The following is a 12,023-nucleotide window of genomic DNA, read 5'->3' as shown; positions in this document are numbered from 1 at the left end:
GCCTTTTTTTGCCCATGCCTCAATAAAACATCTAGACATCCGGGACATGTCGCTGCTACAGGCCGTGCACTCATGAGCGCCTATCAGGTCACCCGCGAAGGTCAGAATCTTGGATCCTTTGAAGCCGAGCAAATTCAGGAAGGTCTGCAAAACGGCCAGTTTCTGCCCAGCGACTGGGGCTGGCAGGCAGGCATGTCCGGCTGGAAGGGACTGGCTGAAATTTTCGGCAGCTCTCCGGCCACGCAGACCAAAGCACCCTTATCTTCCCTCAGCGCCTTGGTCAGGAGATCCCCGGCCTCAAAGCCGACTGACAGCCTGAATCCCTACGCGGCCCCATCCTCCACCGTCCTAGCGGCGGCAGGCGACACCAAGGGCACCGTGCCTTTCGCTGTGATCGAGGAACTCACGAACACCCGGTCTTGGGTGCGTACCATTGCCGTCCTGCTGTGGATCAGTTTCTCGTTGCTGACTCTGGGCTGCCTTGTCATGGGCGGCGCAGGACTGATCGGACTCATGTCCAAACCGGGCATCGGCCCAGTGGGCGGCCCTGAGTTGATCATCCTGTTTGTCATGTACGGAATCTTTGGCTCGCTGACTTACTATCCCGCCAGGAAACTGAGCAAGTATGCGGCAAACATTGCCAGCCTCGAGAAATCTCAGTCGTTCACCGATTTGACCTCAGCACTCACGGAGCAGCGCCGTGTCTGGAAGTTCACCGCCACGATCCTGATCATTTACCTGGCCATCGTGCTTGTCGCAACCGTCGGAAGCGCTCTGGTCAGCTTCGTTCGCTGATCCCCTCCCCCGGCGCATTCCCACGCAGGAACACTTGAATTGCAGGAGGAAGGGAGGCATGGAGACAACGCGCCCAACCATGAAGCCCTACTACATCACCACCGCCATCGACTACACCAACGCGCCGCCGCACATCGGCCACGCTTATGAGAAGGTGCTGGCAGACGTCATGGCCCGCTTCCAGCGGCTCAACGGGCGTGAGGTGTACTTCCTCACCGGCGTGGACCAGCACGGCCAGAAGGTGCAGAAGAGCGCCGACAAGGCCGGGCTCTCCCCGCAGGAATTCGTCGATGGCGTGACGCGGCACTTCACCGCACTGTGGGACAAGCTGAACGTGCGTTACGACGGCTGGGCCGCCACCACCGACACCAAGCACAAGCTCGTGGTGCAGGCCATGCTGCAAAAGCTGCACGACGCCGGCCAGCTTTACAAAAAGAGCTACGCCGGATTCTACTCCGTACGCCAGGAGCAGTTCCTCACCGACAAGGAACGCGGCCCGGATGGCAGCTACGGCGAGGAGTGGGGCGAAGTCGTCGAGATCCAGGAGGAAAACTGGTACTTCCGCCTCAGCGACCACGTCGAGTGGCTCAAAAACTACATCCGTGGCAATCCCGATTTCATCTACCCGCCGCACCGCGCCAACGATGTGCTCAACTCGCTGGAAGGAAACGCGCAGGACCTCTGCATCTCCCGCCCGGTGGAGCGCCTGAGCTGGGGCATCCCGCTGCCGTTTGATGAAAAATTCGTCAACTACGTGTGGTTCGACGCATTGACGAATTACATCAGCTTTGCCGGCTATCTGGCCGATGAAGTGGGCAACGAGGGCCTGCCACAGTTTGAGAAAATCTGGCCTGCAGATGCCGAGATCATCGGCAAGGACATCCTCGTCCCCGCTCATGCCGTTTACTGGCCCATCATGCTGCATGCGCTCGGCTTCCCGGACGAGCAGATCCCCAAGCTCGTCGTGCATGGCTGGTGGAATGTGAAGGGTGCCAAGATGAGCAAGAGCCTGGGCAACGTGATCGATCCGAACGTGCTCTCAGACACTTTCACGCCCGATGGCCTGCGCTACTACCTCATGCGCGACATCGCCACCGGCTACGACGCCGATTTCAGCGGCGAGCGCATCGAGATGTCTTACAACAAGGAGCTGGCCGGCGGCCTGGGCAACCTGCTCAACCGCTCCATCAACATGGCGCAGAAGTACCGCAATGGCGTGCTTAACCCCGGCGACTACGATGACGAGATCAATCAAGCCCTGCGCCAGACTGTGGCGGAGGCCGTGCCGCTTTATCTCGAAAAGATGAACGGCTGGGACATCCACGAAGGCATCGCCGCCGCGTGGAAGATCGTCACCCATGCCAATGCGTATGTGGACAGCACCAAGCCCTTCGGCCTAGCGAAAGATCCCGCGCAGGCAGCCCGCCTGGACAGCGTGCTCTACCACCTGGCGGAGGCCTTCACGCACGTCACCGTCCTGCTCAATCCCATCATGCCCACCGCCATGGCCACCGCCCGCGCGCAGATCGGCTGGCAGATGCCGGAAGGCTTCAAGGTCAGCGACCTCAAGTGGGGCCTGCTGCCCAGCGGCCACCAGCTCGGCACCCCTGTGCCGCTGTTCCCGAGGCTGGAGATTGCGGAGGAGAAGAAGTAAGAGAGCACTCCGGCCGTAGGTTGGGTGTGTTTGGCGCGGGATACTTTCTTCATCGCCCAAACGCCCCTCCGCCAAACCGCCCGACTGCGAGGACGTTCGTACGCCGGGATGCTTGCAGCACGCTCGCAGACGGCCGGGCTGTCGCCGCACTCCGCGCTCGACATCGCCACGCCGCATCCCGTAATCTCGCGGGATGTTTCTCGTACGTAGTCTCCTCATACCCCTCGCATTCGCCTCCGGCCTGTATGCACAGCCGGCGGCGATGAAGACGCGCGAGTTCAAAGTCGATTTCGATTTGCGTGAGATGGGCCGCAGCTTGAAGGCCCCAGAACAGCCAGATCCGGCTGCAGGGGGCGATCCCTTTGGACCGCCAGCAGCCCCCGCCGCAGGCACGGATCCCTCTGGCCCGAAGCGCAAACTCTTTCGGCCCGCCAAACCGCCGCCAATCCCGACTTCGAAAGATGTTTTGACGCAGATGGGCATCAGCTTTCCCGAAGGCTCCACGTCGTTCTATGACAGCCGCACCAACATCCTGCGCGTGCACAACACCCCTGAGATGCTGCAGCTCATCGAGGCGTTCTTTGACTCCACCGGCGAAGGCTTTCCGCGCGACATCGTTTACACGCTCACCGTCGTCGAAGGTCCGGGAGAAATCATCCGCCAGGCAAATGCCGCCGCCGCACGCACGGCGGATGCCAGCGCAGAATTCCGCAAGCTGCTGGATCAGGCGCAACAACCCGCATCCAAGGTGCGCATCGTCAGCGATGCCTGCGTGCCCGCCAAGTCCGGCACCCGCGCCACCGCCGAAGCCGCGCAGGAGCGCATCCACACCACCGGGCTGACCTTTGACGCGCAGGGCCACGCCACCCTGAAACGGGAAATGCAGCCCCTGGGCTTGGAGCTCGAGCTGGAACCTGTCATCGGTGCCGACGGCATCACGCTCAGCACGTCCGTGCTTCTGCGGCTGAATCTGGCCGCCCCGCAGCTCCAGCCTGTCAGCATCACCGATCCTGGCACCGGCAAAGCGGCCGAGTATGCCACGACCGACTTCTTTCATGCGGAGTTTGCCACGGCCATCACCAGCCTCAGTGGCAGCACCAAGCTGATCGGCATCGCCGCGCCTCTGGGAAAGGGCGGTGCGCGGGAGGACCGTCTGTGTGCCGCCTTTCTCACCGGCACGATTCATGTGCAGGAGCCTGTGCAGGCCCCGGAAGCGCCACCGCCACCACCCACCGCAGCGCCCGCAGGAATGCAGGCCACCGACCTGCCTGTGCCGGACGGCTTGTTCACGAATCACTGGAGCTGGCCCGCACGGCCGCTGCAGGAATGGCTGGAGTCCCAGGGCGTCCCCGCCTCCAAAGGTGCCAGCGCGGTGCAGCAAAACGGCGTGCTGCACATCATCAACACGCCGGCCAACATCGAGCGCATCGCTGCGCTGGCTGACACAGAGCTGGAAAAAGCCCCCAAGACCATCTCCTGCATGCTGCACACCGTGCAGGCCCCCGCCGCCTTTCTGCGCGGGCTCGCCCAAGCCTCAGCTGTCACCAGCGACCATGCCGCACTCTGGGCTCAGGTGGAGGCCGCCGTGGCACGGGGGGAAGGCCGCTTCATCGACTCCCTTTACGTGGAGACCCAGCCCGAGGCGCGTGCCAAGCAGGTGAGCGCCAGCGAATGCCTGCATGTGGAAGAGTTTGGCCTGGATGCCAAAGGCCGCGCCATCCCGGGCATCGCCTACCGCAATGTCGGCTCCACTTTCGAGGTCGAGCCCACGCTGAACTACGACGGCCGCACGGTGAATATTGAGTTCTCCTATGAGCTGCACCCCGCCCAGCCTGCCATGCGCCGCGAGGCGTTTCGCGATCCCGCCTCCGGGCTGCGTTTTGACCTGCCCGTCGCAGATTTCCACTCCAACCACACGGTCACCGGCCTCATCATGACCAAGGGCGGCACGCGCCTGATCAGCCTCTACCAGCCCACCGGACGCGCTGCCGAAGGCCTGCTGTGGGCCACCTTTTTGAAATGCGATGTGGTGCCGCAGGTGCGCCCGCCGCAGGGCAGCCTCCACCCGGCTGCCCCCATCGCCCCGCCCGATCCCAGCTCATGGCACACCCAGACATTCAAAGTCCCGCCTGATTTCCTGTCTTCCGCAGGCTCGTTTGATTCCTCGCCCTCAGAGGACAAAAGCAGCAAAGAGCCGCGCACCGCACGCTCCGTGCTCGAATCTGCCGGCATTCCTTTTCCCCAGGGTGCCAGCGCCATTTATGACCCCAAGCGTTCCATTTTGATCATCCGTAACACCCGGAGAAATCTGGACTTGGTGGAGGCTTATGCATGCGACTTCTGCATCCGAACGCCCAGCTCCATCGCCTACACCGCCCAGGTGTTTCAGGGCCCCGGCCCGCTGCTGCGCCAGCTCACGGCGCAGGCCGCTGGCAAGTGCGGCCACCGCGCCGAGCTCGATACCCTCCTCGCCGCCGTGAAAGCGGGCACGGTGCAGCCGCTCAGCACCGCACGCATCGAAACCAAGTTTGGCACACAGGCCACCACCACCGAGGCGCACACGCACACGAATCTCAGCGAGGTGAAGGTGAATGACAAAGGCGAAACCAAGATCGTTCAGGACACGCGCCAAGTCGGCCTCACTCTCTCCATCGAGCCTGCTGGCAGAGCCGATGGCCGCGTGATTGAGTCCGCCCTCAAGCTGGAATTCCACCCCACCGAGCCACTGGAGCATCGGGAGCATATCCTCGACTCGCAGGGCCGCAGCCTGGAGCTGCCGCTCACGGATTACCAGGTCGTCCACCTCACCACCGGCACCCTCATTCCCAGCGGCGCAGCTCGTTTGGCGGGCCTGTGGAAACCCACGGGCAAACCCGAGTTCGAGCAGGAGGACACCCTGCAGCTGCTCATCCTCACCTGCGATCAGCTTTGGTTGGAGCCGTAAAGACGCACGAGGACGCCCCAGCCTGCCGCCCCCACTTTTTCGCACCTTTTTGCGCCCCTTTGCGGCCATCCTCTTCGCATTCCCTTCCGTCCCCAGTCTTCCCCCTTGCGCCCCCCGCCCTTCTGGCTATGACCACAGCAGCAACCTTGATGAAGAAAGCCCTCCTCGCCCTCGAAGACGGCCGGGTGTTTGAAGGCACGGCGTTCGGCGCCGATGCCACCCACACCGGCGAAATCTGCTTTAACACCTCCATGAGCGGTTATCAGGAGGTTCTCACCGATCCTTCCTACCGTGGTCAGATCGTGACCATGACCTACCCCATGATCGGGAACTACGGCGTGAACCCGCTCGACATGGAGAGCGACCAGCCCCACGTGCGTGGCTTTGTCATCGAGGAGCTCTGCGACGTGCCCAGCAACTGGCGCAGCACTCAGAGCCTGGACGCCTATCTCAAGCAGTGGGGCATCCCCGGCATCCAGGGCGTGGACACCCGCGCCCTCACCAGCCACCTGCGCTCCCGCGGGGCCATGCGCGCCGTCATCACAACCACCGCCACGGCGGAGGAGGCCGTGAAGCAGGCCGCCAGCAGCCCCACCATGGAAGGCAGCGACTTCGTCAAGGAGGTGACCACCAAGGCCCCCTACCTCTGGGACCCCGAGAGCACCGAGAGCGGCGACTGGGACATCCCCAGCCCCTCCCAGAACCGCGAGCCCGGCGCCGATGGCGTGGTGCGCCACCCCCTTCCCGAGGCCAAGCACCACATCGTGGCCTATGACTTCGGCGTGAAGCGCAACATCCTCCGCCGCCTGCGCCAGCAGGGCTTCCGCGTGGACGTGGTGCCCGCCACCACCAGCGCCAAGGACGTGCTGGCCAAGAATCCGGACGGCATCTTCCTCTCCAACGGCCCTGGCGACCCCGCTGCGCTCGACTACATCCACAAGGAAGTGAAGGAGCTCATCGGCAAGAAGCCCATCTTTGCCATCTGCCTGGGACACCAGATCCTCGGCCACGCCTACGGCGGCAAGACCTTCAAGCTCAAGTTCGGCCATCGCGGCGGCAACCAGCCCGTGAAAGACCTGCGCAACGGCAAGGTGTCCATCACCAGCCAGAACCACGGCTTTGCCATCGACCCCTCCTCCCTGCCCAGCAACGTCGAGGTGACGCACATCAACCTCAACGACGGCACCGTGGAAGGCATGCGCCACCGCGAGGCCCCCGTGCTCAGCGTCCAATACCACCCCGAAGCCGCCCCCGGCCCGCACGATGCGAAGTACTTCTTCTCGGAGTTTGCCCGCATGGTGGAGACGGGAAGATAAGAAGCCGCCTCATCCAAGCAGGATCAAAAAAATGATGCCGCAGCCACCGCGCTGCGGCATTTTTTTTGCCGCCTTGCTTTGCCTTCAGTTTCTCCAGCAAAGACGCCGCCGTGTCCGCGTGCTTCAACACCCCGCAGCTGAAATGCGGAACCATGCGTGCTTGCGGAGTGCGCGGAATGACTACCGCGCTCCGCAGCGTCCTCTACACCGCGATCTCTGCCTTGATGCTCGGATGCGGGTCATAGCCTTCCAGGGTGAAGTCCTCGAATTTGAAGGCGTCGATTTCCTTAACCGCCGGATTCAGCTTCATCACGGGCAGCGGGCGGCAGTCACGGGAGAGCTGGAGTTTGGCCTGCTCCAGGTGGTTTTTGTAGAGGTGCAGGTCGCCAAAGGTGTGGACGAATTCGCCGGGCTGGAGGTCGCAGACCTGGGCCACCATCATGGTCAGGAGGGCGTAGCTGGCGATGTTAAACGGCACGCCAAGGAAGAGATCCGCGCTGCGCTGGTAGAGCTGGCAGCTCACACGGCCGCGATCCACAAAGAACTGAAACAAGCAGTGGCAGGGCGGCAGCGCCATCTTCTCGATGTGCGGCACGTTCCACGCGCTGACGATGTGCCTGCGGCTGTAGGGGTTCGTTTTGATGCCATGGATCAGGCGGGCGATCTGGTCATGCGTCTCCGCCTCCGGCGCGCCCTGCCAGCGGCGCCACTGCGCGCCGTAAACGGGTCCGAGATCGCCGTTTTCATCCGCCCATTCGTCCCAGATGGTGACTTTGTTGTCCTGCAGGTATTTGACGTTGGTGTCGCCTTTGAGAAACCACAGCAGCTCATGGATGATGGAGCGCAGGTGCAGCTTCTTGGTGGTGACGAGCGGAAAGGTGGTGCTGAGGTCGTAGCGGCTCTGCTCGCCAAAGACGGAGTATGCGCCCGTGCCAGTGCGGTCCTCACGGTAGCTTCCGTGTTCGAGTACTTTGCGCAGCAGGCGGTGGTATTCTTCCATCGGCAAGCCATAGCGGGCTGCGCGGGGGATGCAATTGCGGGAATGAGGAATGCCGGAGGGGTGGCCGCAAAGAGACACAAAAAAAACAAAAAGCCGGAGGCATGAGCGGACCACCACAGCCTTACTTCACCACTCCACTTTTGCGTCTTTTTGCGCCTCTTTGCGGCCATCCTCAAGTTGCGCAGCAGCCTCTTTCCTCCGATGCTATCCCCATGGCCGACCTGCCTGATGATCCTGCGCTACGCACACGCATGCAGAGACTCCGCATCCGTGAGGAGGATCTGGAGGAGGATTTTATTCGTGGTGGCGGGGCGGGCGGACAGAAGATCAACAAGACCAGCTCCACCGTGGTGCTGCGCCATGTGCCCAGCGGCATCGAGGTGCGCTGCCAGCGCGAGCGCTCGCAGTCGCAGAACCGACTCATCGCCCGGCAGGAGCTGTGCGACCGGCTGGAGGCCGTGTTTAAAAACGCGCAGATGGAAATCCAGAACGACCGCGAAAAACTGCGTCGCCAAACCCGTGCCCGCCCCCGGGGCCTCAAGCGCCGGTTCGTGGCAGGAAAGAGACACCGTGCCGGGATCAAGGAAGGACGTGGGCGGGTGAGCGGGGAGGAGTGAGGGATGGCTAAGGGAGGCCTGGGTGCAATGAGCGCGGTAAAGGACGAATGAGTAAGCACGAATGACGAATTTCGCTCCTGGAGTATTTGCGGCACTTCCACCTGTCGAAGGTAGCTACCCTTGGCAGGTGGCCCACCTTAGGATTTTGGTATTCGGCATTCATTCGGTATTGATTCGCTGTCGCTCACCCCTTCGGGCAGCCTATGGCTGTCTGTCTCGCTGCGCTCGGCTCGGATTTACTCATTCGGCATTCTGATCCCTCTTGCCTCCCGCCCTGCGCGAGGCATGGTCCGCGCTCCCCACCCATGAAAGCGCTTGTCCTTACAGCCCCCTCTGAGTTCAACTACGACACCAGTTTCCCCGACCCCACGCCCGCCGCTGGCGAGGTGCTGGTGAAGGTGGCGGCCTGCGGCATCTGCGGCAGCGACATCCACGGTATGGACGGCCGCAGCGGCCGCCGCCAGATGCCCATCGTCATGGGCCATGAAGCCGCCGGTGAAATCATCGCCCTGGGCGAAGGTGTGGAAGGCTGGAAGCTGGGCGAACGTGTGACCTTTGACTCCACCGAGTACTGCGGCGAGTGCGAGGAGTGCAAAGCCGGATTCGTCAATCTCTGCCCCAACCGCAAAGTGCTGGGCGTCTCCCCCGGTGAATACCGCCGCCACGGCTGCTTTGCCGAAAAGATCGCGCTGCCCACACGCATCCTCTACCGCATCCCGGACGAGCTTTCCTATGAGAAGGCCGCCTTTGCCGAGCCCGTGTCCATCGCCCTGCACGCGGTGAATCTGGCCGATGGCATCGAAGTGGGCGAAGCCTTCACTCAGGACGGCGAGGAAGAGTCGTGCGAAGCCAAGGAATGCGGCCATGACTGCGGCTGCGACAGTGAAGAGGAAGCCAAGGGCGGCACCGCCGTGGTGGTGGGCGCAGGACTGATCGGCCTGCTCGTTGTCCAGGCGCTCAAGGCACGCGGCTGGGAAAAAGTCATCGCCGTGGATCTGGACGACAGCCGTCTGGAACTCGCCCGCAAGCTGGGCGCGGAAGAAACCTTCAACGCCAAGCAGGAAGGCCTGGCCATGCACATCCGCAAGATCTGCGGTGGCGACGGCGCGGACGCCAGCTTTGAAGTGGTGGGCGCAGGCGCGCCTCTCGACCTCGCCATCCGCTGCGTGCGCAAAGGCGGCCAGATCGTGCTCATCGGCAATCTGCAGCCCAACACCCCCTTCCCCCTTCAGGAAGTCGTCACCCGCCAGCTCACCATCAAGGGCTCCTGCTCCTGCGCAGGTGAGTACCCCGAGGCGATCCGCCGCATTCAGGACGGCAGCATCCAGGTGGAGCCCCTGCTCAGCGCCGTGGCCCCGCTGGCGGAAGGCGCCGGCTGGTTCAAGCGCCTCTATGACAACAAGGAGGGCCTGCTCAAGGTCGTGCTGCTGCCCGCGTGATTTTCCACCTCGTCTGCCATGATCCGCCTCTTCCTGCTCCTTTCCCTGCCTTTGTACATCCTCGACCAGCTCAGCAAGAGCTGGATCGTGCAGAATTTCAAACTCTACGAAACGGACAAGGAGGTCATTCCTGGCATCTTCTGGCTGCACCATGCGTCCAACACGGGCGTGGCCTTTGGCATGTTCAACGGCACGCAGTATGCCAACTACGCCTTTGCCACCGTCTCGCTCGCTGCGCTGGTCTTCATCTATGTGATGCATGGCAAAGGCCTGTTTCCCGGCAGGCTGAGCCGCACCGCAGTAGCCCTGCTGGTCTCCGGCATCTTTGGCAACCTCACCGACCGCCTCTTCCGCAACCACGACGGCGGCAAGCTTTTTGACGGCACCTTCTTCGACGGCTACGTCGTGGACTTCCTGCGCTTCGACTTCGGCTTCTGGCCCTTCCACCCCTGGCCCTCCTTCAATGTGGCGGACTCATGCGTCGTGTGCGCCGCCATCCTTCTAGCGCTGGCTTCGTTTGTGGAGACTCCGCCGACGCAAGCGAAGAAGGCCTGAGGTAGCGCGGGCGATGCCTCGCTATGCCCGCCCTTCGGGCAGCCAGCGGCTGGCTATCTTCGCTACGCTACGGTTCCTGCCCGTAGCGGGCGCTCTCTTCACGGGCAGGATTGCCCGTTCTACGCCTGGCCATCCTTGCGCAGTACGCACATTTGGAGTGCGGCTGCCGCTTTCGAACGTCTCCTGAGTTGCGCAAGGTGAAGCAGCCTACGCATGCCATGGAGCCATTGGCGGAGGTCTCCCCATGGCAGGCAATCCATGGCAAAGCCTGCAGAAAGCGGTGGCTGCGCTTGTTCCTCGCTGCGCGACCGCATCTCCAAAACTTCACCCATCCACCGGCACCGCAGACCAGCGGTAGATGCCATCAAACCATGACAAGCTGCCGGGAGGGCTCGCTTTGCGGCGGATCTCCACCCACAGAAATCCGCCTTTGCGGCGGAGGGTGACATTCACGTCCTTGGCATTGTCCGGCACATCCGCCTCCGAGAAGACGGCCTGTGCGGTGCTTTCCTCCCCGCTCTTCTTCACCGCCTCGGCAGGCACCTGCCCGGCCAGATCTGCGCCCTGGCCTTCGATGACGCGCGTGCAGGAGAGGTTCACGCGCAGTTTGCCATCCTTCGCCTGCCGGATGCTCACATGCCCGCCGAAGCCGTCGTCATACTCGCCATCCCAGGAGGAGCTCTTCAGCACCGCCTCCTGCTGGAGGAAGCCGTACGCCGCCGCCGTGGCCTGCGCCAGCTTGAGCCAGTATTGCGAGTCCTTTTCCGCTGCGGGTGTCTCCTTGCCTGAGGGGAATGGCTGCGCCGGCCTGGCCTTGGCAGGTTCCGGGGTCTGGTAGGCGATCTTCATCCAGCGTCCCAGCAGTGCCGGCCAGCGTGCCTTCCAGTCCGCAGGCACCGTTTTATCCACCCCCGGCCAGTTGTGGGCAGCCTCCTTCAGGGCTGTGCTCAGCCGCTCCTCAGCAGCCTGGGCCTCCTTGCGGGCCAGCTGCAAGCGCTTCTCCTCGCTCACGCGGCGGTAGCTGCCCAGGATGCCCGGGTCCTGCGGCATCTTCTGCCCAGGCTTGAAGAGGACCTCCATTTTCGATTCGCCGCCCTTGGCGATGAAGTAGGAACCACGGTCCTGCCCCTCATCCACCACGGCGGCAAAGGTGATCACATTGTCTTTGCGGTTCCCCTGCCCCGTCCACACACCGGTAGAGCCCGGCTCTGAGGCCCAGCGTGTGGTCACCTCCACACCCGTGGCGGAGGTCTGGCGCAGCGTCAGGTAGCGCATGCCCTCCTCATCATAGTAGCAGGCCGTGGTCAGAGGCTCGGCGCCATGCACGCAGACCGCTGCGAGAAGAAGTGCCAGAACCGAACCCTGGAGTGACTGCAGGTGTGTTTGCATGGAGGCCCACTCTCAAAGGAGACGCAATCTGCGCAAGAATTAGAAAAAGCGATTTTCGGCCTTCTCTATAATGATCGTATTTTTCGAATAATTACCCCAGAGAGGCCGAAAATTATTTCATTTCCGTGTTTTCCAAGGCCGATTTTCGACACGCTCGCAACTTTGCGAGCTTCAATCACCTCGTATAACCTATTGAAAATGAACCGATTGTATAATTTCTATACAGTCTTATTTATCATTTTTACAAATATTTGATTAATTTCTGATATGGCTGTTGCACGCTCTATAATTTCTGTTATAAATACTAGCAGAAA

At 62.3% G+C, this 12,023-nt stretch carries 9 protein-coding genes; 7 read left to right on the top strand and 2 right to left on the bottom strand.

The genetic code is table 11. The features are described from left to right. Positions 1-72: 72 nt before the first annotated feature. From ACFQDI_RS03335 to carA, 4 genes are all read left to right on the top strand, one after another. Positions 73-795 (top strand): hypothetical protein, encoded by a 723-nt coding sequence (locus ACFQDI_RS03335; RefSeq protein ID WP_377163386.1) that lies wholly within the window; start codon positions 73-75, stop codon positions 793-795. Between the two features lie 79 nt (positions 796-874). Then, positions 875-2,449: a methionine--tRNA ligase gene (gene metG / locus ACFQDI_RS03330; protein WP_377163384.1), complete on the top strand. Its 1,575-nt coding sequence runs from the start codon at positions 875-877 to the stop codon at positions 2,447-2,449. 193 nt (positions 2,450-2,642) lie between these two features. Next, positions 2,643-5,393 carry a hypothetical protein gene (locus ACFQDI_RS03325; protein WP_377163382.1) on the top strand — a complete coding sequence of 917 codons (2,751 nt, stop codon included), beginning with the start codon at positions 2,643-2,645 and terminating at the stop codon, positions 5,391-5,393. A 128-nt stretch (positions 5,394-5,521) separates the two neighbouring features. Continuing rightward, entirely contained in the window at positions 5,522-6,709 is a 1,188-nt protein-coding gene (carA, locus tag ACFQDI_RS03320; protein ID WP_377163380.1) for a glutamine-hydrolyzing carbamoyl-phosphate synthase small subunit, read from the top strand. A gap of 202 nt (positions 6,710-6,911) precedes the next feature. On the opposite strand, the gene ACFQDI_RS03315 is transcribed toward carA, so the two are convergent. Continuing rightward, positions 6,912-7,709 carry a thymidylate synthase gene (locus ACFQDI_RS03315; protein ID WP_377163378.1) on the bottom strand — a complete coding sequence of 266 codons (798 nt, stop codon included), beginning with the start codon at positions 7,707-7,709 and terminating at the stop codon, positions 6,912-6,914. A gap of 212 nt (positions 7,710-7,921) precedes the next feature. Between ACFQDI_RS03315 and ACFQDI_RS03310 the strand changes: the two genes are divergently transcribed. From ACFQDI_RS03310 to lspA, 3 genes are all read left to right on the top strand, one after another. Beyond that, a complete protein-coding gene (locus ACFQDI_RS03310; protein ID WP_377163376.1) occupies positions 7,922-8,326 on the top strand; it encodes a peptide chain release factor family protein in 405 nt (134 codons plus the stop codon). A 305-nt stretch (positions 8,327-8,631) separates the two neighbouring features. Beyond that, the gene (locus tag ACFQDI_RS03305; RefSeq protein ID WP_377163374.1) at positions 8,632-9,765 is read left to right on the top strand and encodes a galactitol-1-phosphate 5-dehydrogenase; all 1,134 of its coding nucleotides are present in this window, start codon (positions 8,632-8,634) and stop codon (positions 9,763-9,765) included. Between the two features lie 18 nt (positions 9,766-9,783). After that, on the top strand, positions 9,784-10,320 hold the full coding sequence (gene lspA / locus ACFQDI_RS03300; protein ID WP_377163372.1) for a signal peptidase II: 537 nt from the start codon (positions 9,784-9,786) through the stop codon (positions 10,318-10,320). A gap of 324 nt (positions 10,321-10,644) precedes the next feature. Here lspA and ACFQDI_RS03295 read toward each other — a convergent pair whose 3' ends face one another. Further along, positions 10,645-11,709, bottom strand: a complete 1,065-nt coding sequence (locus ACFQDI_RS03295) for a hypothetical protein (RefSeq protein WP_377163370.1) — start codon at positions 11,707-11,709, stop codon at positions 10,645-10,647. Between the last annotated feature and the right edge of the window lie 314 nt (positions 11,710-12,023).

This window comes from Prosthecobacter fluviatilis (assembly GCF_042655725.1).
In the GTDB taxonomy this organism is placed as follows: Bacteria; Verrucomicrobiota; Verrucomicrobiia; order Verrucomicrobiales; family Verrucomicrobiaceae; genus Prosthecobacter; species Prosthecobacter fluviatilis.
Note: the sequence above shows the minus strand (reverse complement) of the source record. Positions and strands in the feature narration are given on the sequence as shown.

What these genes read in the sequence shown, in the direction of transcription:
- lspA (WP_377163372.1), top strand. Translation starts at nt 9,784, where the DNA reads ATGATCCGCCTCTTCCTGCTCCTTTCCCTGCCTTTGTACATCCTCGAC.
- ACFQDI_RS03325 (WP_377163382.1), top strand. Translation starts at nt 2,643, where the DNA reads ATGTTTCTCGTACGTAGTCTCCTCATACCCCTCGCATTCGCCTCCGGC.
- ACFQDI_RS03305 (WP_377163374.1), top strand. Translation starts at nt 8,632, where the DNA reads ATGAAAGCGCTTGTCCTTACAGCCCCCTCTGAGTTCAACTACGACACC.
- metG (WP_377163384.1), top strand. Translation starts at nt 875, where the DNA reads ATGAAGCCCTACTACATCACCACCGCCATCGACTACACCAACGCGCCG.
- carA (WP_377163380.1), top strand. Translation starts at nt 5,522, where the DNA reads ATGACCACAGCAGCAACCTTGATGAAGAAAGCCCTCCTCGCCCTCGAA.
- ACFQDI_RS03310 (WP_377163376.1), top strand. Translation starts at nt 7,922, where the DNA reads ATGGCCGACCTGCCTGATGATCCTGCGCTACGCACACGCATGCAGAGA.
- ACFQDI_RS03315 (WP_377163378.1), bottom strand. Translation starts at nt 7,709, where the DNA reads ATGGAAGAATACCACCGCCTGCTGCGCAAAGTACTCGAACACGGAAGC.
- ACFQDI_RS03295 (WP_377163370.1), bottom strand. Translation starts at nt 11,709, where the DNA reads ATGCAAACACACCTGCAGTCACTCCAGGGTTCGGTTCTGGCACTTCTT.
- ACFQDI_RS03335 (WP_377163386.1), top strand. Translation starts at nt 73, where the DNA reads ATGAGCGCCTATCAGGTCACCCGCGAAGGTCAGAATCTTGGATCCTTT.